The 25,765-nt window shown below is 40.7% G+C and carries 21 protein-coding genes, 1 tRNA gene and 7 pseudogenes; 14 read left to right on the top strand and 15 right to left on the bottom strand.

All coding sequences use genetic code 11. The annotated features are described in order from the left end of the window. Window positions 1–2: 2 nt before the first annotated feature. The 9 genes and pseudogenes from ACSLFW_RS01280 to ACSLFW_RS01240 all read right to left on the bottom strand — a co-directional run. Window positions 3–515, bottom strand: coding sequence for a hypothetical protein (locus tag ACSLFW_RS01280; protein WP_436554304.1), 513 nt, complete (start codon window positions 513–515; stop codon window positions 3–5). A 26-nt stretch (window positions 516–541) separates the two neighbouring features. Beyond that, on the bottom strand, window positions 542–808 hold the full coding sequence (locus ACSLFW_RS01275; protein WP_436557355.1) for an ATP-binding cassette domain-containing protein: 267 nt from the start codon (window positions 806–808) through the stop codon (window positions 542–544). A gap of 68 nt (window positions 809–876) precedes the next feature. Beyond that, window positions 877–1,281: pseudogene (locus ACSLFW_RS01270) on the bottom strand (ATP-binding cassette domain-containing protein); the annotation flags it as partial. A gap of 280 nt (window positions 1,282–1,561) precedes the next feature. Continuing rightward, window positions 1,562–2,224, bottom strand: a complete 663-nt coding sequence (locus ACSLFW_RS01265; protein ID WP_436554303.1) for a hypothetical protein — start codon at window positions 2,222–2,224, stop codon at window positions 1,562–1,564. Beyond that, a complete protein-coding gene (locus ACSLFW_RS01260) occupies window positions 2,221–2,487 on the bottom strand; it encodes a hypothetical protein (protein ID WP_436554302.1) in 267 nt (88 codons plus the stop codon). The genes ACSLFW_RS01265 and ACSLFW_RS01260 overlap by 4 nt, the downstream gene beginning before the upstream one ends. Continuing rightward, window positions 2,453–3,601 (bottom strand): B12-binding domain-containing radical SAM protein, encoded by a 1,149-nt coding sequence (locus tag ACSLFW_RS01255; RefSeq protein WP_436554301.1) that lies wholly within the window; start codon window positions 3,599–3,601, stop codon window positions 2,453–2,455. The genes ACSLFW_RS01260 and ACSLFW_RS01255 overlap by 35 nt, the downstream gene beginning before the upstream one ends. Beyond that, window positions 3,598–4,374 carry a class I SAM-dependent DNA methyltransferase gene (locus ACSLFW_RS01250; RefSeq protein ID WP_436554300.1) on the bottom strand — a complete coding sequence of 259 codons (777 nt, stop codon included), beginning with the start codon at window positions 4,372–4,374 and terminating at the stop codon, window positions 3,598–3,600. The genes ACSLFW_RS01255 and ACSLFW_RS01250 overlap by 4 nt, the downstream gene beginning before the upstream one ends. Continuing rightward, complete coding sequence (locus ACSLFW_RS01245) at window positions 4,314–5,714, bottom strand: B12-binding domain-containing radical SAM protein (RefSeq protein ID WP_436554299.1); 1,401 nt, start codon at window positions 5,712–5,714, stop codon at window positions 4,314–4,316. The genes ACSLFW_RS01250 and ACSLFW_RS01245 overlap by 61 nt, the downstream gene beginning before the upstream one ends. A 99-nt stretch (window positions 5,715–5,813) precedes the next feature. After that, window positions 5,814–6,404 (bottom strand): annotated as a pseudogene (locus ACSLFW_RS01240) (nucleotidyltransferase domain-containing protein); the annotation flags it as partial. A 711-nt stretch (window positions 6,405–7,115) separates the two neighbouring features. Between ACSLFW_RS01240 and ACSLFW_RS01235 the strand changes: the two are divergent. The 3 genes from ACSLFW_RS01235 to ACSLFW_RS01225 all read left to right on the top strand — a co-directional run bounded on the left by ACSLFW_RS01235 (window position 7,116) and on the right by ACSLFW_RS01225 (window position 8,371). Beyond that, window positions 7,116–7,574, top strand: coding sequence for an ankyrin repeat domain-containing protein (locus ACSLFW_RS01235; RefSeq protein WP_436554298.1), 459 nt, complete (start codon window positions 7,116–7,118; stop codon window positions 7,572–7,574). Between the two features lie 24 nt (window positions 7,575–7,598). Next, on the top strand, window positions 7,599–7,799 hold the full coding sequence (locus tag ACSLFW_RS01230; RefSeq protein ID WP_436554297.1) for a hypothetical protein: 201 nt from the start codon (window positions 7,599–7,601) through the stop codon (window positions 7,797–7,799). 98 nt (window positions 7,800–7,897) lie between these two features. Further along, window positions 7,898–8,371: a T9SS type A sorting domain-containing protein gene (locus ACSLFW_RS01225; protein WP_436554296.1), complete on the top strand. Its 474-nt coding sequence runs from the start codon at window positions 7,898–7,900 to the stop codon at window positions 8,369–8,371. Between the two features lie 52 nt (window positions 8,372–8,423). Here ACSLFW_RS01225 and ACSLFW_RS01220 read toward each other — a convergent pair whose 3' ends face one another. Then, window positions 8,424–8,762: a hypothetical protein gene (locus ACSLFW_RS01220; protein WP_436554295.1), complete on the bottom strand. Its 339-nt coding sequence runs from the start codon at window positions 8,760–8,762 to the stop codon at window positions 8,424–8,426. Window positions 8,763–9,029: 267 nt separating this feature from the next. Beyond that, window positions 9,030–11,862 (bottom strand): annotated as a pseudogene (gene polA / locus ACSLFW_RS01215) (DNA polymerase I). Window positions 11,863–12,147: 285 nt separating this feature from the next. Here polA and ACSLFW_RS01210 point away from each other — a divergent pair. From ACSLFW_RS01210 to ACSLFW_RS01175, 8 genes and pseudogenes are all read left to right on the top strand, one after another. Next, window positions 12,148–12,423 (top strand): annotated as a pseudogene (locus ACSLFW_RS01210) (response regulator transcription factor); the annotation flags it as partial. 191 nt (window positions 12,424–12,614) lie between these two features. Beyond that, on the top strand, window positions 12,615–12,824 hold the full coding sequence (locus ACSLFW_RS01205) for a winged helix-turn-helix domain-containing protein (RefSeq protein WP_436554294.1): 210 nt from the start codon (window positions 12,615–12,617) through the stop codon (window positions 12,822–12,824). Then, a complete protein-coding gene (locus tag ACSLFW_RS01200) occupies window positions 12,817–14,082 on the top strand; it encodes a sensor histidine kinase (protein ID WP_436554293.1) in 1,266 nt (421 codons plus the stop codon). The genes ACSLFW_RS01205 and ACSLFW_RS01200 overlap by 8 nt, the downstream gene beginning before the upstream one ends. Before the next feature lie 71 nt (window positions 14,083–14,153). After that, window positions 14,154–14,813 carry a response regulator transcription factor gene (locus ACSLFW_RS01195; protein ID WP_436554292.1) on the top strand — a complete coding sequence of 220 codons (660 nt, stop codon included), beginning with the start codon at window positions 14,154–14,156 and terminating at the stop codon, window positions 14,811–14,813. A 100-nt stretch (window positions 14,814–14,913) separates the two neighbouring features. Beyond that, complete coding sequence (locus tag ACSLFW_RS01190; protein ID WP_436554291.1) at window positions 14,914–16,242, top strand: sensor histidine kinase; 1,329 nt, start codon at window positions 14,914–14,916, stop codon at window positions 16,240–16,242. A gap of 114 nt (window positions 16,243–16,356) precedes the next feature. Next, window positions 16,357–16,629, top strand: a complete 273-nt coding sequence (locus tag ACSLFW_RS01185; protein ID WP_436554290.1) for a hypothetical protein — start codon at window positions 16,357–16,359, stop codon at window positions 16,627–16,629. Between the two features lie 312 nt (window positions 16,630–16,941). Beyond that, window positions 16,942–18,173, top strand: a pseudogene (locus ACSLFW_RS01180) (metallophosphoesterase). A 51-nt stretch (window positions 18,174–18,224) separates the two neighbouring features. Then, window positions 18,225–18,520, top strand: a pseudogene (locus ACSLFW_RS01175) (thioredoxin family protein). 103 nt (window positions 18,521–18,623) lie between these two features. On the opposite strand, the gene ACSLFW_RS01170 reads toward ACSLFW_RS01175, so the two are convergent. From ACSLFW_RS01170 to ACSLFW_RS01160, 3 genes and pseudogenes are all read right to left on the bottom strand, one after another. Further along, a complete protein-coding gene (locus ACSLFW_RS01170) occupies window positions 18,624–19,007 on the bottom strand; it encodes a polysaccharide deacetylase family protein (protein ID WP_436554289.1) in 384 nt (127 codons plus the stop codon). Between the two features lie 5 nt (window positions 19,008–19,012). Next, window positions 19,013–19,153 carry a hypothetical protein gene (locus tag ACSLFW_RS01165; protein WP_436554288.1) on the bottom strand — a complete coding sequence of 47 codons (141 nt, stop codon included), beginning with the start codon at window positions 19,151–19,153 and terminating at the stop codon, window positions 19,013–19,015. 110 nt (window positions 19,154–19,263) lie between these two features. Continuing rightward, a pseudogene (locus tag ACSLFW_RS01160) lies at window positions 19,264–22,570 on the bottom strand (glycosyltransferase family 117 protein). Between the two features lie 244 nt (window positions 22,571–22,814). Here ACSLFW_RS01160 and ACSLFW_RS01155 point away from each other — a divergent pair. Then, a tRNA-Gln gene (locus ACSLFW_RS01155) sits at window positions 22,815–22,886 on the top strand. A gap of 107 nt (window positions 22,887–22,993) precedes the next feature. Here ACSLFW_RS01155 and ACSLFW_RS01150 read toward each other — a convergent pair. Continuing rightward, the gene (locus ACSLFW_RS01150; protein WP_436554287.1) at window positions 22,994–23,809 is read right to left on the bottom strand and encodes a universal stress protein; all 816 of its coding nucleotides are present in this window, start codon (window positions 23,807–23,809) and stop codon (window positions 22,994–22,996) included. A gap of 228 nt (window positions 23,810–24,037) precedes the next feature. On the opposite strand from ACSLFW_RS01150, the gene rimP reads away from it, so the two are divergent. Together rimP and nusA are read left to right on the top strand one after the other, a co-directional pair. Beyond that, window positions 24,038–24,502, top strand: a complete 465-nt coding sequence (rimP, locus tag ACSLFW_RS01145) for a ribosome assembly cofactor RimP (RefSeq protein ID WP_436557354.1) — start codon at window positions 24,038–24,040, stop codon at window positions 24,500–24,502. Between the two features lie 14 nt (window positions 24,503–24,516). Continuing rightward, the gene (nusA, locus tag ACSLFW_RS01140) at window positions 24,517–25,761 is read left to right on the top strand and encodes a transcription termination factor NusA (RefSeq protein WP_436554286.1); all 1,245 of its coding nucleotides are present in this window, start codon (window positions 24,517–24,519) and stop codon (window positions 25,759–25,761) included. Window positions 25,762–25,765 lie beyond the last annotated feature (4 nt).

Genomic DNA, 25,765 nt, shown 5'->3' with positions numbered 1-25,765 from the left:
ATTCAATTCCGCAAAACGCTTTTTGTCAACGGCAACATTGGCAATTTTATCGATGTAAATGTTGTGGCTCTCATAAAAATATCGCGTTGTTGCGCCGACATCATGATGATTTGCTGCCTTGGAAATTTGAGCAATCGAAGGTAGATATTGTTTTTTTTTACATCCTGCCCCAACATCCAAACCAATGATTTCACTTTAAAAATGCGGCTTACTATTTGGCCGATAAAAGCACATTCGCGGTACCAGAAACACAAAATGCCGTCGTATTTATTTTTCCTTTGTAACTGAATGCCTTTAAAAACAGCTTTTATGAGATAAGGCAAAATGAAAACATTTTTTTTATAGCCGCTATCAATAGGATAAACCGTTATTTTTCCGAAGTTGTAAGGCTCGCTTTTCGACGGAAACATCAATGCGATCATATCAACTTCGCAATCAGGATGGTCAGAAAATGCTTCGCTGAAATGGGTTATAAATGGCACAATCACATCTTCACCAGCATGTTCCGGAAACATAGGGGAGATAAATAGATACCGCTTTTTCATAATTGCTGCAGTTTGTTCTGATCGATTTTAAAGCGCGCGTCAAAGAAATCAGCAACATCGTCATTGTGGGCAACACTTATAATCGTTGTATGTTGATTTATCGTCAGTTCTTTTAAAAATATGAAAACCTTCTGCTCCAGATTCTTGTCCTGCTGGTTGGTGGTTTCGTCAAGAATGAGCAATTGAGGTTTTGTATAAAGTGCGCGCACCAATGCCAACCGTTGTTTTTGTCCGCCGGAAAAGCGAAGACTGTTGTGCGCGATTTTCGTTTCATAACCATTTTCGAGTTTTTTGATGACGCCATCAAGCTCGAGTTTTTCGCATAGAAAATAAATGTAATCGTAGTCGATGGCGGTCTTCGGTTTGCCATTACGATATTTTCGATAATACTGCCGCTGAAAAGAAACGGCTGCTGCGGCACGTAACTCGCGAAAGGCAGAAAATCATTGTCAGCGGTTTTTCCGTCAATCGTATAAGTACCGTTTTGCGGTTTCAGGATGCCTAAAATAAGGTAGAGCAAAGTGGTTTTTCCGATACCAGAATCACCTTTGATGCCAATAAAACTGCCTTTTTTTATGGTAAGCGAACAATCTCTGAGGATGAGATTTTCTTTGTATGCAAAATCGATTTGCTGCAGCTGAATTTCATTATTAAATAAAATTTCAGTGTATTTTTTCGCCTCTGCTGCTTTTATATTCGCCAGTTTTCCAATCGTATAAAAATGCGATTTGATCATTGTAATACTGCTCAGGATTTTGCTGATCGAAGGCAGCAAACGAATGCCTGCAGCGCCCAAAATTGACACAAGCAATATCGCGTCGCCTTTTTGAAAACTGAAAAGCGCAAGGCTGGCAACGCCAATCATCAGGCAAACCTCGAGGTATTTCGAATAATTGGCGGCATAGGAAACCAATTGCGCCGTAACCTTGTTGACCAATGATTTTTCTGCCCTGAATTTTTCGAGAAAATAATCTTCATTCTGCACGCTTTTTATTTCAAGAAACCCGTCGAGAATGTTAAGCAAATGGTTGTTGGCCTTCGTGCGTGATTTGTGGTAAACGGTGTCGATAACCGTCAGTTGTTGTTTCTGGATATAAAAAATAAACAGCGCAAATACGCATAAAATAAGCAATGCCAGCAAGGTTATTTTGAAATACAGGAACAACATTGCGGTCAGTATCACAGCAAGTACAATGATTTCTGAAGCCAGATAAATCGCGGCATGCAGAAACCGACAACAAAAATCTTCCGGCACGGTCATGATATTCTGCATAACTTTTCCTTTGTTTTCTTTCTGCAAGCCGGTATAACTTTCGTTGATGAAATTGCGCGTATACAACATCGATAAATCGGTCGAACAAATCATACAGAAAAACATACAATGCAGTATTGAACCGCGTCTGGAATATCGCCTTTACAACAAAAAACAGTAATGCCGCAACAATAAACCAGCTTACGGCCTGATTGCTGACATTGATGGCAACTCCGGTATTTTCATTGATAATGGTTTGTAGTTTGTTCGGATCGAAAAATAAAATCAATATCGGAATCAGGTAGGCGATGGAAAGCAAATCCAAAATCCCGAAAAGAATACTTTTGAGGAAAAATGCCAATAACCGTTTCCGTTTTTCGGGCGGAATGATGTTAAGGATGGCACTATAGGTTTTCCTGATTTTCATTTGCTGATTGACATCATAGCGCCTGCGAGCACAGACTTCGTTTTAAGCTTTAAGATTTTCAGCCGATTTTTATTTTCCCTGATAGATTCACGATGCAATTCAACTTCATTGACGACTTTTGAAACCGCATAGTCATAATACTTTCTCGAATAATTGCGCCTGAAATCTATTTCGCGGTCTGTGGAAGTTTCCCAGTCAGGTTGCACGATAATGTCATTTTCAATTTCATCATACAGCGAAGTGCCTTTTATCGGATAAGCCACCGTAATGGTATAATGCGTCGGATTTGCATCTTTCAGGTATTGTATCGTTTCCGAAATATCTTCCTGCGTTTCGCCCGGATAACCCACCATAATGAATGTTCCGGTCTCGATGCCCATCGCGTTGGTATCGCGTATCATTTTCTTGACATGATTCACATCGACGCGGCGGTCGGATTGCATCGATGATTTTCTGGGAGCCGCTTTCAGCGCCAATCCAGATACGAAAACAGCCGGCTTCTCTCAGCAATTTCAGGATTTCTTCATTGAGACGTTCGGCTCTTGTAATGCATTCAAAACGAATTTGCGCATTTTGCTTCACGACTTCTTCATGAAAAGCCGTCAGCCATTTGTGGCTTATCGTAAATACATCATCGACAAACCATATCGCATCAGGATTGTATTTTTCCTTGAGCATTTTCATTTCTGCAGCGACCAGATGTGCCGGACGTCTGCGATAACTTTGGCCGTAAACCGCCGTGCTGCACCATTTGCAGGTGTACGGGCAGCCACGCTGTGTAGAAATCGTCATCGAGCTTTCGCCGTGGTTGTTTTTCCAGGTTTCGAGGTATTTTTCGTTCGGGATGGCGTCGCGGTTCGGCAACGGCAAATCGTCGAGTTCACGGAATTTTGTGCGTGGCGAAGTTTTCACAACTGAACCATTTTCGAGATATGCAATTCCATTGACGGTTGAAAAATCAGTCTTGTTGCAAATCGCGTCATACAATTCAAAAGTCGTTTCTTCACCTTCGCCGATGATGAGAAAATCTGCGCCGGTTTTGAGGTAATTCTCAAGGTTAAAAGTCACATCGGACCAGCCAAGGATGATTTTCGGGAAATTGAATTCGGCAGTTTTGAGGATTTTGATCAATTTGACGACTTCTATCTTCGTCATCAGATTGGTATAAATGCAGATGATTTCGGGTTTTTTTTCGCGGATAAAATCAAGCTGGTTTTCCTGAGAATAAAAAGTGCTGTCAAAGACATCGTTTTGGATATTTTTACTTAGAAGATAAGCCGACACATACAACAAACCCAATGGCGGATAGGGTTTCATGATTGTCTGTTCCTTCGGGTCTGACGACAGATAATAGGCATGTGTGAAAAGAATCTTCATCGTTTTTCAAAAACTATACAATAATGATCGGCGTATTTCGACAGGGATTTGACGTTTGTAACCGCATTTTCAAGTCGATCCAGTATTCCTGAAAACAATTGCCTTTTACTTAAAAACGGCTCGAGATAGGAGGGCGGAATGAAAAATCCAATCGGATATATTCCTTTTACATCAAAATATGCTGCCGCTAAAGTTACAGCTTCTTTCGGATTGTGATAATAAGTCAAAACGTTTTCGCCGTCAACATTGGCAATCGCTGAAGTTTTTTTTCTGCGGGAAATAGTTTTGAAATTGCCTTTCATCAAAAAATAAAATTGTTCCCAAAGTGTGTTCTTCGGCATAATGACCAGAACAAGTTTCCCTTTTTCACTGAGGATTGTTGCGATATTTATAAAGAAATCCGCAAATTCAGGTTTTGAAAGACAATTGAGTCCGCCGAAGTTAGAAAAAACCAAATCGAATTTTTCATTTTCAAAACCCGAAATCTTGTTTATATCTGCGACTATAAAACGGATATCTTTTCCGGCATTTTTACTTTTAGCGACCGCAATCATATTTTCAGAAACATCAGTTGCGGTTACCAAATGCCCTTTTTCAGCCAGCCAGATTGCATCTTCGCCGGTGCCGCAGTTGATTTCAAGGATGTTTAAATTTTTCCCTTCAATGATTTTTGAAAGGTGCCGATACACATATTTGCGCTGCAGTTTCCCGATTACGGAATTGGTAAAAGTGCTGTCGTAATTGGCTGCCGCCGCATCAAAATCAGCGCGCATCGCGTAATTTTTTCAAATCTACCCATCCATATAAGCGCCGGTATGTAGTAGCTTAATTTAAGGATTGATTTGGCTTTGCGTACCGACATTTGCTCGGGATGCCTGAACATTTCCTTCAGAAAGAAAACGCCCTGGCTTTTGCGGTATTCCTTGTGCACAAATCGTTGTAGTTTTTTGTAGAATGGCGATTGGAAACTCCCATTGAACATCATTTCGAGATCGTCAGAATCTTTCCAGTTGGCTTTGAGTTTCAAATCGTTTTTGACGTTTTCGTAGAATTTTGTTCCCGGTAACGGATAGGCTACCGAAACACCAATATTGTCAGGTTGCAATTCCTTGACCATCGCAATCGTTTCAGCAATATCATCAGGATTTTCGCCCGGATAGCCAAATTGCAGGAACAAAGCCACACGAATGTTTTTCTCTTTAAGCAATTTCGTCGCCTCATAAATCTGCGACACTTTCGTGCCTTTGTCCATCGCATCGAGGATTTTCTGCGACGCGCTTTCTGCACCTACCCAAACTTCTTCAAGGCCTGAATTGGCAAGGGCTTCAATAGTGTCTTCCTTCAATAATAAATCGACGCGGCTTTGGATATAGTAACGAATTTTCAGTTCTTTTTCGGCTAAGGCGACACTAAAATCCTTAACCCAATTCGGTTTCAATCCGAAAATGTCATCACACATCCAGAAGCGGTTGACGCCATATTTTTTGGATAGAAATTCGAGATGTTTTGCAATATATTCAGGCGAATGCGAATTGTAACGGTTGCCGTAAATCGGTTTTGCGCACCAGTTGCATTTGTACGGGCAGCCGCGCGTGGTGGCAATATTGAGCGTAAACTCCTGGCCGCTTTGCTGCCAGATTTTCCGGTATCTTTTGATGTCGGCCAAATCCCAGGCAGGCATCGGCAATTCATCGAGGTTGTTTAAAACGATCCTTTTCGCGTGCACTTTCGCAACGGCATTCTCATAAGAAACGATTTCGGAAATATCATCTGTATCGCCATTGCTGTCGAGCATATTAATAAGTTCCAGCAAAGTCATTTCGCCTTCACCCTGGATGATATAATCAGCACCTTTTTGCAGGTATTTTTCGTAATGATCCGTGGCGTCGGAACTGCAGACGATCACAATGCAACCGTTTTTCTTCCCGAGTCCAATCATTGAAAAACACGCTTCGCGCATGTTGGTCAGGCACATCTTGGTCAGGTAATTGAACCCGTCGTCATAAATCACGAGGTATTTCGGCTTCAGTGTAGAAAGCACGGGCGCAATTGCAAACGGGTTGTCGAGCAGATTCGTATCGAATAAGTCAACATTATAGCCATTTTTTCGCATCAGCGCAGCGGCATACAGCGTTCCGAGTGGCGGAAAAGGCGTCTTGTTTTTCCATTGCTTCGGGTCGAGCTTGTAATAATAGGAGTGCGAAAGAGGATGTCAGACATATTCTTTCGGTAATTCGATGTTGTGCTTGAGGCGGATTTCTTCGTATTTGTGGTTCAGCGAAGTGATGACTTTTTTCTGGAAATTCAAAGGATGGTGTTTCGAGATGTTTTTAGTTGATTTCAATGCAATTTTAAATTCATCGCTGTTCATTTCCCGGAATTTTATCTTCCAGAAATAAACCGTCGTACTCTTAAACATATTATCCAGGATATTCCCTACGCCATTATTCAGAATAATTTCTGAGAACCGCGTAAATCGCGGCTTTTGAATGTTTTCGATTTTTTCAAACTGCGGACTGAAGTCACCCAACATCGCACCAACCCACTTATTCTTCTGATAAAATTCCTTAAAGACATCTTTGCCCTGCAACGGAATCAAGGTCTTGATTTCAGTAGCCGTGAACCGGTTTTTTTCTTCAATCTCAAGGCTGTTCGACGAAAGGAAATAATTGATGCAGAAGAATTTCCTCGAATTGAGCAGGAAAATTTTTTTGTAAAGCATCAAAAGGCTGCGGCAAATCCAGATTTTTTCGGGTTTTGTAATGACGAAAAAATCAATGTCACTTTCATTGTCATAATAGCCTTTGGATAACGAACCGGAAACGCCAACAGCTTCTACAAAAGGGAATTTCGCGATAAAAGCAGCTTTTTCTTTAGCCTTGATTAAGGCATCAATCGCCATTTTGTTGCCATTTTTTCTTTTCTGTATGCTTTCCGGGTCATTTTCGGAAAGGTAAAATTCGTCTATCTTAAACAGGATTTTCTGCTCCACCAAAGTATCCAGTTCTGCAGCAATCTTTGGGCAATCTTTTGAAACCGAAAAATGGCACACTTCCTCCATCGTCAACGGATAGCGGAAAAGGGAAAAATAGAGTATGGTTTTTAACGATTCCAAAATGTGTTTTTTATTGGTGCGCTGCCAAAGCAGACTTTCTCTTTGATGTGTTTTTTGTGAAAAGGTTGCGTTTATGTGGTGTTTTTTCTATTAAAAAAACCTTAAAATTACTGGGGATAAATATAGTTATAAATGCAGATGAATAAAAATTATATGGCGAACAGTGACTTATTTAACGAATTTCAGTCGGATGCATTTATCTTATCTGTTTATAGTTTTCGTATTTGCCCGGGAATTTTGCCTACTTTAGTAAAATATATGTGATTTATAACATTTCCTTAACGCAACCATCCGGGTTTCAGCCATCTATTATGAAATAGCAAGTCCCAAAAGCCATATGAAAAACACCTACTTACTGATTTTATTGATTTTTACAGGAACGGCTTTTTCCAGGAAGCAATGAATATCTTCGATATTGCCAGGAAAGGCACTGTTGAACAGGTCAAAGCAGTATTCAAATCAAATCCTGAAATTATAAACGCAACAAATGACGAAGGCTATTCGCCATTAATCCTTGCGTGCTATCGCAGTAATAATGAAGTGGCGAAATTTCTTATCGACAACGGCAGCGACATCGATTACCTGAGCGGCATGGGTACCGCATTGATGTCTGCAGTCGTAAAACACAACGACGAGATTGCAAACCTGCTCATCTCGCGTCATGCCAACGTTAACCTGTCTGACCCTAACGGCATGACGGCGTTGATTTATGCGACGATGTTCAAAAATTACGGCATCGCAGCATTACTTTGTAAAAAACAAAGCCAATCCGGAGGCGAAAGACAACCGCGGGCAATCGGCACTCGATTATGCCATCCTCGCCGACGACGACAAACTTATCGAAATCCTCAAAACTAAATAAGCAACTTAAAACCAGCAATCATGAAAAAAACTACTTTATTGTTATGTCTCACTTTTTTAATTTCTGGAGGCTTGAAGGCGCAATCCTACACCACCGGAATGATGGCATTGTTGTCTAATAACAACACAAACCTGAACTTTTCCGCACAGATTGAAGTTTCTTCAACACTCGTAACATTAACATTGGTAGCCTTCGGCCAGTTGGCTCGGAATTGGATTTGACAATACGTCGATGCCCGATTCAGGCGATGTAGTCATATTTGACGGTACGAACATCACCGACAGGCATTTTGTCGGATTCGGGATTGAGCCGGATCTCGATGCTAACCAGGAACTGCACCGTTACCAGCAATACCGTTTCAGGCGGCGTGCGCACTGTCGTAGGCACCCGTGCGCGCGACACAGGCGATGCCAATGATTATGTTTTCAGTGCTGCGGCCCAGTCGCTTAATGTTGTATACGCCAGAAAACTTTCAGATAATTTTATCGAATACCACGGTTCGAATAGTTGCGGGCACAGGTTGGCGAGTTTTACGCTCGGCACTGAAGACTTTAAAATTGACAGCTTCAGGATATCGCCAAATCCCGCGAAAGGCTTTACAGCGATTGAGCTTCCGGCGAATGTCAACAGCGGAACCGTAAAAATTTATGATGCGCTGGGAAGGCTGGTAAAGAAAGCAGAGATCAGTAAAGCGCAAAATAACATAGATACTGCTGGCCTTACTTCAGGTTCTTATATGGTTGTTTTGCGAACAGATTATGGCAATGCGACGAAGACGCTGTTAGTGCAATAAGACTAGAAAATATCTGTAATAATTGTGCTAAATCCCCTTTTCAGGGGATTTTTTATTTCCCGACAATACGTTTGTAAATTTCGAGCTCCTTCTTTAGGTCTTCAATTTCCGATTCCAACTTAAGTTCCTTTGCTGATGGTAGCCAATAGGGATGCTGCTCTGCTATCTCTGCCAAAAAATTGTGACCTACGGCAACGCCTACTTTCCATATAATGCCTAATTGCAAAGACTCTTGCTGCAGATAATATCCAATACCATTCGTTGCAATGCCAATTCGTCTGGCGACAGTGGCATTGAGGATATTATGGGCTTTCATATAATCGCCAATTATTTGCCCAATATGCGGATAGGGCGTGGCATCCTGTATCTGATATTTTTTCCTGAATTCCATAAAAATATTTTTCAGATTAAATTTAAGAAATTTCTTTAAAATATAAACAATATATTTTTGTAGACTATAATTCTATTTATAAATACCATTATTATATTATAATGTTCTGTAATCCTATTTTTGGATACTTTAATCTATCTAATTGATACTGTGATTGTATTCTGTGGTATTGTAAACCTTTTTCTTGGTTCCGTAATGCTACTCCTTAATATGGTAATATTGTTACTTGATAGGGTTATCCTATATACTGACTTGAGTATTTATATTTTAATGCGCCTCCAACCAGTCTTTCCCCATACCCATATCCACTTCCAGAGGCACAGCCATCAAAAATGCATTTTCCATTTCGTGCTTGATCATCGGCTGGATTTTCTCGAGTTCGTCGTTGTGGACATCGAATACAAGCTCATCATGCACCTGCAACAGCATCTTGCTTTTCCAGTTTTCCTCAGTCAGTTTTTTATGGATATTGATCATCGCGATTTTGATGATATCGGCCGCACTTCCCTGAATTGGCGCATTCACGGCGTTTCGTTCTGCACCGCCGCGCACCATCACGTTCTGTGAATTGATGTCTTTCAGGTAACGCCTTCTGCCGGAAATCGTCTGTACGAAACCATTTTCGCGTGCGATATCGATTTGTTCATTGATGTAAGCTTTCAGTCTCGGGTAAGATTTGTAATAAGCATCGATGAGTGCCGCACTTTCGCTTCTGGTCAATGACGTCTGGTTGCTGAGCCCGAATGCGGAAACACCGTAGATGATTCCGAAATTCACGGTCTTGGCGTGGCTTCTTTGTTCGCGCGTCACTTCTTCCAACGGCACATTGAAAACTTTAGCTGCTGTTGATTTGTGGATGTCTTCGCCATTCCTGAACGAATTGATCATATTTTCTTCGCCGCTCAAAGCCGCAATGATGCGCAATTCTATCTGCGAATAATCCGCCGAAAGTAAGGTGTGGTTTTCGTCACGGGCGATAAATGCCTTCCTGATTTGTCGTCCGCGCTCCGTTCTGATTGGAATGTTCTGCAAATTCGGATTGTTCGAACTCAAACGCCCGGTTGCGGCAACGGCCTGCATGTAATCGGTATGCACGCGTCCGGTTTTGGAACAAACCTGTGTGGGAAGCGCCGTTACATAAGTATTCTGCAATTTCACGAGCTGTCTCCAGTCTAAAATTTCCTGTACGAACGGACTTGACAACGCCAGATACGACAGCACTTCTTCGCCCGTTGCATATTGCCCGGTTTTGGTTTTCTTTTGTTTGGCGCCGCCGATTTTTAGTTTATCGAATAAGATTTCGCCAAGCTGCTTTGGCGAGGCAAGGTTGAATTTTTCTCCGGCAGCTTCATAAATTTTACCTTCCAGCACCTTGATTTCTTCGTCGAGTTCGTCGGCAAGCGCTTTAAGGAAATCGACATCAAGGCGTACGCCTTCAGTTTCCATAGCCGCCAAAACTGAAATCAGCGGCACTTCAATATCGTCGAATAATTTGCGGGTTTCTGTTTTTTCAAGCACCGGCGCAAAATGCTGTTTCAATTGTAGTGTGACGTCGGCATCTTCTGCGGCATATTCTTTTACGTCTTCCAAAGGCACTTCACGCATCGTTTTCTGTCCTTTGCCTTTTTTCCCGATCAAATCTTCAATTGGTTTTGGCGAATATTGGAGGTAAGTTTCAGACAGCACATCCATATTATGGCGCATGTCAGGGTTGATGAGGTAATGCGCAATCATCGTGTCGAACAATTTCCCTTTGACGCTCACGCCATAATTCGCCATGATTTTTAAATCGTATTTTAAATTCTGGCCGATTTTCTCGATATTTTCCGCTTCAAAAAACGGGCGGAATTTATCGACGATTGCCTGCGCTTCCTCGCGGTTTTCAGGAACGGGAACGTAAAAACCTTTTCCGGCTTCATAAGAAAATGACATGCCGACCAGTTCTGCCCAAATCGGGTCGATGCTTGTGGTTTCGGTGTCGAAGCTTACAGATTCCTGTTTGAGTAAATTCTGTAATAAAAATTTCATCGCCATATCACCCTCAACGGTTTGGTAATGGTGTTCGGTATTGGCTAATGTCTTGTAATTGCCATGTGTGATTTCGTGATCTGCGGAATTCTCTCCGGCGGTAAATCAAAAAGACCGAATTGCTGCTCGTTTTTGACGATGGTTTTTGTTGGCGCCAACGCCTGCGTTTCAATGCCCGTATAATTTTGGTCTTTGAAAAAAGAGTGTTGAACTGTTCTGCCATCCTCCTGAACTCTAATTCCTGAAACAATGCTTCAACTTTGTCTGCATCAGGTTTTGTGAGTTCATAATCGTCTTCGTTGAAGGTTACATCGCAATCGCAGATGATTGTCGCGAGTTTTTTCGATAGTAATCCAAGTGCTTTGTTGGCTTCGATGTTTTCTTTCATTTTACCTTTCAGCAAATGGGTGTTTTCAAGCAGATTTTCCATCGAGCCGAATTCCTTCAGCAGCTTTTTTGCGGTCACTTCTCCGACACCCGGCAATCCCGGAATATTATCTACGGCGTCGCCCATCATTCCGAGAAAATCAATCACCTGCTCCGGTCTTTCTACTTCAAAACGCTCCAAAACTTCGGGAACGCCCCAGATTTCAATGCCGTTACCCATTCTCGCTGGTTTGTACATGAAGATATTTTCTGAAACCAATTGCGCGAAATCTTTATCCGGCGTCACCATGAAAACCTGGTAATTTTGTTTTTCGGCCTGTTTGGCGATGGTACCGATTAAGTCGTCTGCCTCACAACCTTCAAATTCGATAATCGGAATGTGCATCGCGCGCAATAAATCATGGATGTATGGAATCGCAATCAGGATCGCTTCCGGTGTCGCGCTTCGGTTGCCTTTGTATTGCTCGAACATTTCGGTGCGCACATGGCTGCCGCCTTTATCAAATGCCACCGCCAGATGATCGGGCTTTTCGCGTTTGATGACGTCAAGCAGTGAGTTCATAAATCCCATGATGGCAGAAGTATCCATGCCTTTTGAGTTGATGCGCGGATTTTTGATAAATGCATAGTAACCGCGGAAAATCAGGGCATAGGCATCGAGAAGGAAAAGGCGTTTTTGTGACATGTGCGAATAAATTTTGAATGGTAAAAATAAGCAATCGAAGTTGAAAGACCGTTTAATGTGTATGATTTTTTACCGCAAAGCGCGCAAAGTTTTTCGCAAAGCGCGCAAGGTTTTGTAAATAAAAAAAGTCAGAATCAGCTTTGCGAAACTTTGCGTAAGCTTCTTTTTCTTTGTGGTTAAATTTTACCGCAAAGAAAAAAAGATTTACTTATATTAATAAAGATACAGCGTTGCGAACTTTGCGAAAAACTTTGCGCCCTTTGCGGTTAATTTATAAATTGCAGCATGAAAATCCTCATCATAGAAGACGAATCCGAAATAGCGGCGGGCATTAAGAATTATTTCAGGCCGCTGGGCATCCAATGCGAAATGGCTTCTGATTATAAGACGGCACTTTCCAGGATTGAAATGTACGAATATGACTGCATTTTACTTGACCTGATGCTTCCGGACGGCGACGGTTTCGACATTCTCAGGGATTTGAAGGCAGCCAATAAAACGGATGGCGTTATTATTATTTCGGCAAAAGAAACGCTTGAAACGCGGTTGGAAGGATTTAATCTCGGCGCTGATGATTACCTTACAAAGCCATTTCATTTTTCAGAATTACTGGTCAGGGTGCAGGCATTGGTAAGGCGGAAAAATTTCAAGGGCAATAACAACGTCATTTTCAATGAAATTACAATTGATATTCTCGCAAAAACCGTCAAAGTGAATGATAAATTCCTTTCGATTACCAAAAAGAAATCGATTTGCTGCTTTTCCTTATTGGAAATGCCAACCGGGTTTTGTCGAAAGGCGCGATTGCAGAACACCTTTCCGGCGATATGGCTGATATGCTCGACAACCATGATTTTATTTACGCGCACATCAAAAACCTCAAGAAAAAAATGAGTAAGGCCGGCAGCGGCGATTATATAAAAACCGTCTACGGATTAGGATATAAATGGCAGGATGAGTAAGAAACTTTTAAATAAAACCACCGCGAACTTTTTGGTTTTTGCCGTAGTCATTTTGTTGATTTCGGCGCCTTTGTGCTATTTAATCGTCGAACAGCTTTATATCGCCGAAACCGACGAAACGTTAAGGTTACATAAAGAAGAATTTACAGAATATTACCAGAAAAAGTTTGACACTGCCGATGTCCAGAATTGGAATAAATACAACCGTAACATTAGGATAATGCCTTTTAATGGTATTGAAAAAGATACACTTGTCGATATGGTTTATTATGATAAACTTGAAAATGAAAATGAGCCGTATCGTGAATTGCGGGGCACCGTAACCATAAAAAATAAAAGATATTCTTACCTCGAACGTATCAATCTGATAGAAAAGGAAGATATGGTGCTCAGCATCGCAGCGATATTTTTGTTGGTGATAGGTATTTTGCTTACGGGCATCATCTATATTTCCAAACGGCTGTCTTCAAAACTCTGGAAACCGTTTTACGATACACTCAACCAGATCAGGGATTTTGAAATCGACAAAAATAAGGCGCCGCAATTCGCTGCCACTGACACTGAAGAATTCGACAGCCTCAATAAAAGCATTGCCAGGCTGATTGAAAAAAACACGGCTATTTATAAGGGGCAAAGGGAGTTTATCGAAAATGCGGCACATGAATTGCAAACACCGCTGGCGCTTTTTCAATCTAAAATCGATGCGCTTTCGCAACTTCCTGAAACAACCAAAGACCAATTCGGAATTCTGGAAACGATGCATAAAGACGTTGCGCGTTTCAACAGGCTTAATAAAAACCTGTTATTGCTGTCTAAAATAGACAATGTCAGCGCGCCTGAAAAGCAAAATATTGTGATCAATGATTATGTAGCTAAAAATATCGCTTTTTTTGAAGAGCAGGCCAAAGCCAAACACCTTACAATTACAACTCGTTTTTCTTCAACTGTTGAGGCGGAATCAAATCCGGAGCTTGTAGAAATCTTAATCAATAATTTATTCTTAAATGCAATCAGGCACAATATAAAAGACGGGCAAATTATCATTACAATTGCGGATAAATCTTTGTTGTTCCGGAATTCCGGCATCCAGCAGGCACTTCCGATTGACAAACTTTTTAATCGATTTTCGAAAACCGATCCTTCGTCAAAAGGCAACGGACTCGGACTTGCAATCATTAAAAAAATAGCGAATTCCAATCAATGGGAAATTTCTTACTCTTTCGAAGATAATCTTCATGGCTTTTTGGTGAGGTTTTGAGGCATCTCTTCGTATTCAAATTATCCTTAATTTTATTCGCGTATAATTTATCCAAATGAACATTTTAATCGTTGAAGATTATCGCGAACTGGCCCAGGAAACTTATCAGTTATCTGAGTAACAACGGCTATGTTTGCCAGCATGTAACCAGTTGCGAAGCCGCACTCGAGGAATTGCAGGTCAACACTTTCGACATCATGCTGCTCGATTTGGGGTTGCCCGACGGCAGCGGTTTTGATGTGCTTAGAGCCGTCAGAAAAACCCGTTCTAAAATGGCCATCATCGTTATTACGGCACGCGGAGAACTCGATGACCGTATCAATGGTTTACAACTTGGTGCCGATGATTACCTCACAAAACCATTTGCTTTGACAGAACTCGGCGCGCGGCTTTTTGCGGTTGTAAGGCGCATGCACGGTTATGTCGCCAATGGCATTGAGGTTCATGGTTTCAATTTACAATTAGAAGATTTTAAAGTAACTTTCGGGGAAATTCCGGTTGCGCTTACCAAGAAGGAATTCCAGATTTTTCAATATCTCGTGCTCAACAAAAACCGTGTGGTGACAAGGCTTCAATTGACGGAACACATTTGGGGAGACGTGCTTGAAATTAATTCTGATTCTAATTTTATTGATGTGCATGTGCGCAATCTTCGTAAGAAGCTCGATAAATATGAGAAGCTTAATTGGTTTGAAACGGTTCGGAATGTGGGATATAGGATAAATGTATAAGAAACAAGAGTCAAGAGTTAAGAGTTAAGAGTTAAGAATCAAGATAAACACAATATCTTGATTCTTGATTCTTGATTCTTGATTCTTTCATCTAAAAACAATGAAAATAAAACACCAGCTCGCCATCTTCAACGTCATCACGCGATTATTGCTGATTGTGGTGCTGGTTCTGCTGTTGCCTTTCGTAGTTGAAAAAGTGGTTTATAAACACATCAACAAAACCTTACTCGAGAAAAAGCAGAAATTCATAGAACACCTTAATGATGCCGAAATCAACGATTTTATCAATCACGGTGCTAAAGACGACACCTACGCGAGTTTCTCCATCTTACACGATGAATTCATTTTGCTTTCGAAATCAGGAAACGGGAAAACAATCCAGAAATCGGTTTTTGTAAACGAGCCGCGCATCATCGAAGGACAGGAAGACGATTACCGCATCCTGCAATATACCTTCGGTTATGAAAATGAAATTTACCAGTTGGAAGTCGGCAGCAGCCTCGCCGAGATAAAAGACCTTACTTTTATGATCAGGATTTTCACACTGGTGACGCTGCTGACTATCGTTTTGCTGACTTTTGCAATGGATTCAGTTTACATCGAATATCTTTTTGCACCGTTTTACAGGATTATTGATAAGAAAATCAGGCGTGTCAATAATCTCGAGTCGTTTGATTTTACGACAATCAATTCCCATTCGGCAGAATTCGGGGAGCTTGACGCGGTTTTAAACGAAATGATGTCGCGCATCGACATGTTATTCCGTCAGGAAAAAGAATTCATCGCCAATGTTTCGCACGAATTGCTGTCGCCGATTTCTCTGCTCAAGAACAGGTTTGAAAATATGCTGCAAATCGAAAACCTGAATAATGAAACGATTGATAAAATTGCAGACTCGCTCAGAACATTGGATTTGTTGCGAAAAATCATCCATAACCTTTTATTGATTTCCAAAATTGATAACAATCAGTTTTCTGAAACAGAAGATATTCCGCTCAAAGAATTGCTTTCTGAAATTATTGAAGCGTCTGAAGACCGTTTGGAAATCAAGGAAATTAATTTGTCGGCAAACCTTAATCACGACTTTGTCTTTTTGGGAAATCGAACCTTAATCAGGATTTTGCTTTTCAATCTTTTGTCAAACGCAATAAAGTATAATGACGAAAAGGGCACAGTAACTATTTCAGACGAAATGAATGCCGATTATTATTGCCTCATCATCGCCGATTCCGGAATTGGAATGGCAGCTGCCGAATTGTCGCAGATTTTCAATCGTTTCAAACGAGTTTCGGCCGATAATGAAGGACAAGGACTCGGACTCGCAATCGTTGACAGCATTGCGCATTTTCATCACATCGATATTAAAGTCACATCGGAATTGGAAAAAGGCAGTGTTTTCCGGGTTTGCTTTCCTTTCACGAAAGTGTAAAAACTTAAATAAATGTTAATTTTTGGCTGATGCCGAAATCTTCATTTTATCTTCATTTTCAGATAGTACGTTTGTACTGTAAATAATTAATAACAAATAAAAATTTATAAAAACATGAAAAAAGTTGTAATGGTTATCGCGTTAGTTTTAGGAACAACAGTAATGGTAAATGCTCAGACAACACCTGCTAAAGAAGTAAAATCTCAAAAACACAAAACTGAGAAAAAAGCTGCAGCAGTTAAAGCTGAGGTAAAAGAAGACGCAAAAGCTGCAAAAGCAGAAGTGAAAGCCGATGCAAAAGCTACGAAAGCAGCTGTAAAAGCTGACGCAAAAGCTACAAAAGCAGCTGTGAAAGCTACGCCTGCAAAAGCGGCTCCTACAAAATAAGCCAAAGCATTAAAAAGAAAAACCCCCGTTATTTCATTTCGTTTCATAGATAGGTTTTAAAATATTTGAAATTAAGAGGTTTATTGTTGGAAAGCCGTCGGGAAACCGGCGGCTTTTTATTTGCATAAAGCAAATCCCAAAAGTCAAAACCCAAATTCCAAATAAATTCCAATCTGTATTTTATGTGTGAAAATTCCAATTCCATGTTTGGGATTTGGGTTTTGTTTTTTGGAATTTACCTTGTTGTTAAATATTTGGTAACGAATCATTTTTGCGTTTCCTTAATTTGTTACTTTGTGTAAAATTTTTCGTATGCTACGTTGGATTATTGCTATTGTTATTCTGTTGGCAATAGAATTTTATGCCTTTCAGGCGTTCAGGTCGGTCACCAAAATCAAATGGATTTTAATTTCCTACCTTGTCATAAGTACTTTCATTCTCGCTTTCATCATTTATTCCTTCACGCAGTTTGACCGCTCGGTAGGGCAGAACAAGCAGACTTTGTTCACGCTCGGATTGCTTTTGGTGGTTTATATCCCGAAAATCGTACTCACATTCATCATGTTTGGCGAAGATATTTTCAGGCTTATGGCGGGAATGGTGAAATATTTCGTCAATAACGATCCGAATGTCAGCAATATTCCGTCGCGGCGCAAATTTGTCGGACAGATAGCATTGGGAATTGCGGCGATTCCGTTCGCATCGATTTTGTATGGTATTTTTGAAGGGAAATACAACTTTAAAGTACACAAGCAAACCGTTTATTTCCCCGATTTACCGGATAGTTTCGACGGATTTAAAATCACGCAGATTTCCGACGTGCACAGCGGCAGTTTCGACAATAAGGAAAAAATCGAATATGCTATCGATTTAATCAACGCGCAGGAAGCCGATATGATGCTGTTCACGGGAGATATCGTCAACACTTTCGCAACAGAAATGCATCCGTGGATTGACACTTTCAACCGCATTAAGAAATACGAATACGGGAAATATTCTGTACTGGGCAATCACGATTATGGCGAATATGTGACATGGCCTTCGGCGGCAGCCAAAGACGCAAATTTTGCGGCAATCAAGAAATTATACGGACAAATCGGTTTTGATCTGATGCTGAACAATCACACTTTTCTTCAGAAAGGCAACGACAAAATTGCACTCGTTGGCGTAGAAAATTGGGGAAAAGGCTTTAAACAGGCAGGTGATTTGACAAAAGCGTCTGAAGGATTGACCAAAGATGATTTCAAGATATTGATGTCGCACGACCCGTCGCATTGGGAAATGGAAATCAAAGACCATCCAAAACACTTTCAACTAACACTCGCAGGACACACACACGGCCTGCAATTTGGTATCGAAATTCCGGGTTGGATCAAATGGAGTCCTGTGCAATACGTCTATAAACAATGGCAGGTTTGTACGAAAATGTCGGAAGATACATTTATGTAAACCGGGGTTTGGGCTTTCACGCCTATCCGGGTCGCGTTGGTATATGGCCTGAAATAACTGTCCTCGAACTAAAAAAAGGCAATAAAGTAGCGTAATTCGTTAAAAAGATTACATTTGTATATTAGTTTACTATAAAATTTTCTTTTATGTCAAAATTTGGAGAACTTATAAACGCCCAGGTTCCTGTATTAATCGATTTTTATACAGAATGGAATGAGCAATCAGTATCGATGCATCCGGTCATCCGCGATGTCGCTGCTGCGTTGGGCGACAAGGCCAAAGTGATCAAAATCGACGTTGATAAAACCAGGAACTGGCCGACGCATTGCGCATCAAAGGCTTGCCAACACTGATGATTTACAAAAGCGGGCAGATGATCTGGAGGCAATTCGGAGAACTCGACGCCAATACCATCATCAGCCTGGTACAGGAACAGATCTAACGGATCGCGTCAAACGTAAATCCTTTTTCTTTTAATTTTTCGATGGTTTTCGGAAGCGCAAATTCCAGATTTGGAAATGCTTTTACACTGTCGTGAAAGATAATTACACTTCCTGACGCTGCTTTTTTGGTGGCATTCTCCAGACATTTTTGCGACTCACATTCTTGTCATAATCTGCCGTCAAGATGTCCCACATGATTATTTTATAACCTGCCTCGCGGATTTTTATGGCCTGCGGCCTTTTGATTTTGGCATAAGGCGGACGAAAGAGTGCAGTGCCTTCAGGTAATATTTTGCAGATTTCGGCCTCACACTGCCGGAAATTTTCGATATAATCCGGCGTTTCGGTTTCCCATCCTTTTAGATGATTGTAAGTGTGGTTTCCGATGGAATGGCCTTCATCAATAACCTGCTGAAAAATCTCAGGATATTTGCGGATATTGTCGCCAATGCAAAAGAAAGTAGCCTTGATTCCGTTTTCTTTCAATACATTTAAAACCCAAGGCGTAACTTCGGGTGTAGGCCATCATCAAAGGTAAGAAATACGATTTTATCCCGATTCGGAATATCCCAAACCATATTCGGGAACATTTTCTTGATGATGCGGTTCGTCTTTACCCAATAAAAGCTCATAAAAGAAGTTTTTGTAAAAATAAGTCTTTTTCTAAAATGATTAAGGCATTAAGTTCCACTAAGTCGTGCTTAATGTTGCTTAATGCCTTAACGGTTAAAAACTAATTTTTCTATTCGTTCTCGCGGTGGTACTTTTCAAATAACTTGTTGAAGCTGTTGAAAGTACTTCTGTGTTTTTGGTAAAATTCAAGGTCTCCGTTGTCTTTCATCACGAGCAGCAATGCCCTGTAACGTTCAATGTCGGTGATGATATCAACATATGCGTCATTTTGCCAAGAAATGGTTTGCCCGTGGTAGAAAGTGATGTTTTCCTGGTACTTTTTAATGAGTGTTGTTAGTATATCACGTGCTTTTTGTTTTTCGCCGACCGCGTAATATCCGGTCGCAAATTGCTCGAGCATTGTATAATATCCGAAATATTCGAGCGGCATTTTTTTCATACCCAAATCAAGCACATTTTTGGCCTTATCGATTTTACCTTCTTTAATCAACTGTTCTGTTAATCTTGAAAGATTTGTACGATAAGAAATACTGTTCTTGCGTGTTTCCGGATCGTGGTAGATTTTCGGACTTTCGCTGTTGCCCCAATCCCATTTCATCACAATATCATACATTTTATCAGAATCAATCTGACCCATGTCGAAAGAGCTTTGCCCTTTTGGAATGGTTGTTTTTATAGGAACCAGTTTGTAAACCATTCCGTCGAGTTGAAGGAAATCTTTCATCCACATATAATCATCGTCGCCAAAACTTCCGCCGGTGAAATAAATCGGACGTTTCCAGTTGTTGTTCGCCAGAATATCGAGCATAATCAGCCTGTTTTTGTACAATGCCTGTCCTTTAATATCGATGTCAATAAAAGGAACGATTGAGTCGTTGTATTTTGCATTGACGACTTTATTGGCAATAATCACATTTTTATCAACCGGAATCCTGATTTTATTGGTTGGATAACCCTGATTTTCTGGCCATTCCTCATTTCAATCTGCGCATCCGGATTTTTGATGGTTTGCAGGAAGGCTTTAATATCCCAACGATTTTCTGATCTTGATGTGTGCACGGAATAGTCGAGTTTATCTCCGACATAATCAGCATGATTAAACGAAATTGGCATGTCTTCAGATTCGTGCGCTTTGGCTTTCATCTGGTCGATGTACCAATCGGTCATAAGCAGGCTGGTGTTGACAATCCTTACATCGGTGCGGTAATTTTCGATTTCCTGAGCATACCAAAGCGGGAAGGTGTCGTTGTCGCCAATCGTGAACAAAATCGCATTAGGTTCACACGAACTCAGATAGGCCTTTGCCATCGCAATAGCTGTATATTTTCCGGAACGGTCGTGGTCATCCCAATTCTGTGAAGCCATTAAAACCGGCGCGGCTAAAAACGTTACTGCGATAATAACCGGTGCGGCGATTTTTGGCACAAGCCATTGTTTGACGGTGTCGTAAATCGCATACACGCCAAATCCGATCCAAATTGCGAAGACGTAAAAAGAACCGACAAGGGCATAATCGCGTTCGCGCGGTTCAAAAGGCCTTTCGTTGAGGTAAATTTTGAGCGCCAATCCGGTAAATAAGAATAAAACCAAAAGGATATAAAAACTTTTCAGGTCTTTATTGGCGTGGTAAATCAATCCGATGATGCCAAGAATGAAAGGCAGGAAGAAATAAACATTATGTCCTTTATTATTTTTGAAATCAGTCGGCAGATTGTCCTGCGACCCTACATGCGCCTTGTCAACAATGCCGATTCCGGAAATCCAGTTGCCGTCGAGATTGTCGTATTTTCCCTGGTTGTCGTTTTGCCTTCCGACGAAATTCCACATCAGATACCTCCAATACATGTAGCCAAACTGGTATTCGAACATAAAACTTAAGTTGTCTGCAGTTGAAGGTTTCTCGATGATGAGGTAATCGCCGTAATTTTTGAGGAATTTGTCATAATCGGCAGTGTCATATTCGCCTTTGGCAAAACCGGCTTTGAATTCGAAAGACCGTTTTTTCGATTTCGCCCTGTAATTTTGCGATATAACCGTTGAGTTCTTCTTCAGAAAGATTTTCCGGATTGATGCCGTACTGCGTCAATTCACTGGCATAATCATAATTCGGATCCAATTTGAATTCAACCGGATGCGTAAATGTCATATAATTCGCAGAATGTTCCGTGCTCCACATCCTTGGCAGGATCGCTTTTTGCTTGTCGTCGCTGTTCTGCTCTGCGTTTTTGAAATTATTGGTGATGACGTATTTCCCGGTTTTGTAATCTCTTTCGTAGTTCGGCGCTTTGTCTGTATACGGATTGTCTTTATCGAGTCCGGCATAAGAATCGGTGTATTGTCGTTCAGTAAAACAACGGATTCACGCCATATTGTTCCCTGTTGTAATAAGCCAAAACCTCACGTGCGTCTGATGGTTTGTTTTCGTTGATTACCGTATTGGCATTTGCGCGAATTGGCAGCATCATCCAGGTTGAAAATCCGATAAGGATAAAAAGGATGCACAAGATTAACGTATTGATTTGCGCGTAACCTTTTTTTCTGGTGTATTTCAATCCGAAATAAAAGAATGCGATAATTAATAAAGTCACGAAAATAGTTCCTGAATCAAACGGCAATCCGATGGAATTGACCATGAAAACTTCGGTCAGGCCGAAAAGCGCCATCGTCCACGGAAGCAGAAGTTTGAAGATGAAAAGCAAAATCCCGACAACAATCACATTGGCGATGATGAAATTCTTAATCGTAACTTTTTCGTAATTTTTAAAATAATACAAAAACCCGATTGACGGAATTGTAAGCAGCGCCATAAAGTGAACGCCGAAAGACAATCCAATCAAGAGTGAAATAATCAGTAACCAACGGTTGCCACGCGGTTTGTGCATATCCTGTTCCCAACGCAATCCGAGCCAGAATAAAAGCGCAATGAACAATGATGCCATCGCATAAACTTCGGCCTCAACGGCATTGAACCAAAAACTGTCTGAAAAGGTATAAGCCAAAGCGCCGACGGCAGAAGCGCCCAAAACTACAATAGCGTTGGTTGCACTCAATTCGCCATTATCTTCAGTATCTTCTTCATTCTTATTAAATCTCGGAACAATTTTCTTCAAGATCATCGTCGATGACCAGAACATAAACAAAATCGTAAACGCGCTCGAGAACACCGACATCATGTTCACCATAACGGCAACGTGCTTTTCATCTATGGCAAACATGGCGAAAAATGCGCCAATCATCTGGAATAAAGGTGCGCCGGGCGGATGGCCTACTTCGAGTTTGGCTGCCGTTGCGATATATTCGCCGCAATCCCAGAAACTCATCGTCGGCTCAACCGTTAGCGTATAAGTCGCCAAAGCTACTGCAAACACGAGCCAGCCAGTAATTGTATTCCATTTTTTGAAGTTAAATGTCACCATGATTTACGTTATGATTTTTGTTTTAAATTTCAGATACAAAGAAAATGTTTTTTTGCGGATTGAAACGGCACTTAACAAATTTTTCAGCAAATGCCTGTGTTATTATCCGATTCATTCTCAGTGGGCAAATTAACGACAAATAAAACCGGCGCATTTCATAAATAAACAAATTGCATTTTTTTCGTATAAAAATTTGTGAGAGATAAAATTTGTACTAAATTTGCACTCGCTAATAAAGCAACGCTGGTCTATGGTGTAATGGTAACACAGCTGTTTTTGGTGCAGCCTTTCTAGGTTCGAGTCCTCAGTAGACCAACGAAAAAAGCCTCCTGAAAAGGAGGCTTTTTTAATTTACAATATTTAAAATCCCAAATTCCAAAGTTTTGCGTTGGGTTTTGGGATTTCTTTTTTGGAATTTAAATTTTAAATGTAATCACTGGTCTTACCGTATGGTTCACAACATCTTCGCTCATGCTTCCGTTGAAAAAATGCGCAAATCCTGGCCCTGCCATGTGTGCACATTCCAATTAAATCGGCATCGACTTTATTGGCATAATTCAGGATGCCTTTTTCGACATTGGTATCATTGTATATATGAAGCGAGTAATTGTTGATATTGAATTCCTTTACAAAATCGCCCATGATCTTCTCGGCAGCGTGGTTGGATTTAAAGCTGTTCGGTGTGTTAATCATTACCAAATTCAGATTGGCATTGAAAATATTCGCAAATTCAACCAGCTTGGCGAAAGGCTTTTTGATTTCTTTCGAAAAATCAGATGCAAAAACAAAGTTTTCTGCTTTAAAAGTGCCGACATCGTTTTTGATTACGAGAACAGGAACATCAGAAGTACGCACGATTTTTTCAGTTGTTGAACCCATCATTTCCTGATGATTTGTTGAACCATGGGAACCCATTACGATTAAGTCTATATCTTGTTCTTTGCAGTGGGAAACGATTCCGTCGAAAGCTTTTTCAAGTTTGGCTGAAGTAGTAACCGTGATGCCTTCCATATAGCTTTCACTGGAAAGATTATCAAGCTTGTCATTGGTTTTTTCCAGAAAAAGCATGACTTCCGGGATATTAACACCGCTGCTTACGGCGTCATTCATATGGGTTGGCAACTCAAGCAGGTTTAAAATAAATAATTCACAATTGTTGGCTTTTGCAATCTGCGCAGCCACTTTTAGGGCGTATTCTGCGTGTTTTGAAAAGTCGGTCGGAACTAAGATTCTTTTCATAATGGGTAAGTATAAGAGTTTGTAATAAGGCTTTGTTTTTTACATATTAAAGGTAAGGAATTTTTGTCAATTAACAATTAATAATTAACAATTGGTAATGAATGCATTATAAATCGGTTCGATTTGGATATGATTTTTGATTTATTAAAAAAAACACTATATTTGCACCGTTATTTATTAAAAAACTGAATAATGAGGGAAGCAATGCTTCCCTCTTTTTATAAAAATATGACATTTAAAGAGAAAGTAGTAAATTTACTCAACGAAGGACTTGCTGAGAAGCCGTCGATTTTTTTGATTGACCTTACAATAACTGATGCCTTCAAAATCATCGTGACTTTAGATGGCGACAATGGTGTTCAGTTGCAGGATTGCATCGATGTAAGCCGCGCCATTGAACACAATCTGGATCGCGAGGAGCAGGATTTTTCTTTAGAAGTGGCGTCAGTCGGCGTGGGTTCGCCTTTGAAGCAAATCCGCCAGTACAAAAAAAATATCGGAAGAATGCTGATCGTAAAATTGGCCGCCGAAACCATAGAAGCCGAACTCGCCGATGCCAATGATGAATTCATCACGCTCGCCTGGGAAGCAAGAGAACCAAAAAAAGTGGGTAAGGGAAAAGAAACCGTCCAGAAAAGACAGGAAATCCCGTATTCAGAAATAAAAGAAGCAATTGTTACAGTAACATTTTAATTTAAAGAGTTGGCATGGAAAATTTAGCATTAATCGATTCATTTTCAGAGTTTAAAGACGACAAACTTATTGATCGTGTAACGCTTATGGCGATTTTGGAAGATGTGTTCAGAAATGCATTGAAGAAGAAATTCGGTTCAGATGATAATTTCGATATCATCATCAATCCTGATAAAGGCGATATGGAAATCTGGAGAAGGCGCGTTATCGTTGCCGATGACGATCTGGATTTGGAGAATGAAGAAATTACGTTAACTGAAGCAAGAAAAATCGAGCCCGATTTTGAAATCGGCGAAGAGGTTTCCGAAGAAGTAAAATTAATCGATTTGGGAAGAAGAGCGATTTTAGCGCTTCGCCAGAATTTGATTTCAAAAATACATGAGCACGACAACACGAATCTTTACAAACAGTTTAAAGATCTGATTGGCGAAATTTATACCGCCGAAGTACACCACGTTCGTCCAAGAGTTGTAATTTTGGTAGACGACGAAGGCAACGAAATCGTGCTTCCGAAGGAAAAACAGATTCCGTCTGACTTTTTCCGCAAAGGAGACAATGTTCGCGGTATCATCGAAAGTGTTGAATTGAAAGGCAACAAACCGCAAATCATCATGTCTCGTACATCAGAGAAATTCCTTGAGAAATTGTTCGAACAGGAAATTCCGGAAGTTTTCGACGGCCTGATCATGGTGAAAAATGTAGTGCGCATTCCGGGTGAAAAAGCAAAAGTTGCCGTAGATTCTTATGATGACAGAATTGATCCGGTTGGTGCTTGTGTCGGAATGAAAGGTTCAAGAATCCACGGGATCGTTCGTGAGTTGGGTAACGAAAATATCGACGTGATCAATTACACCACCAACCAGCAATTGTATATCACAAGAGCATTGAGCCCGGCGAAAGTTTCTTCCATCAAAATCAACGAAGAAAACAAAAGAGCTGATGTGTTCCTGAAATTAGAAGAAGTTTCAAAAGCGATTGGGCGTGGCGGACACAATATCAAATTGGCAGGTCAATTGACAGGTTACGAATTAGATGTTATCCGCGAAGGCAATATCGCCGAAGAAGAAGATGATGTTGAATTGACTGAATTTTCTGACGAAATTGATGCTTGGGTTATCGAAGAATTCGCGAAAATCGGTTTGGATACAGCAAGAAGCATCCTGAAGCAAGACGTGAATGATTTGGTAAGAAGAACAGATCTTGAAGAGGAAACCATTCTTGATGTCATGAGAATCCTGAACGAAGAGTTCAACAGCTAAAGCA

The organism is Flavobacterium sp. 3HN19-14, assembly GCF_051373205.1.
Classification (GTDB): Bacteria; Bacteroidota; Bacteroidia; order Flavobacteriales; family Flavobacteriaceae; genus Flavobacterium.
The sequence above is the reverse complement of the archived record's forward strand: the minus strand, read 5'-3'. Positions and strand labels throughout refer to the sequence as shown.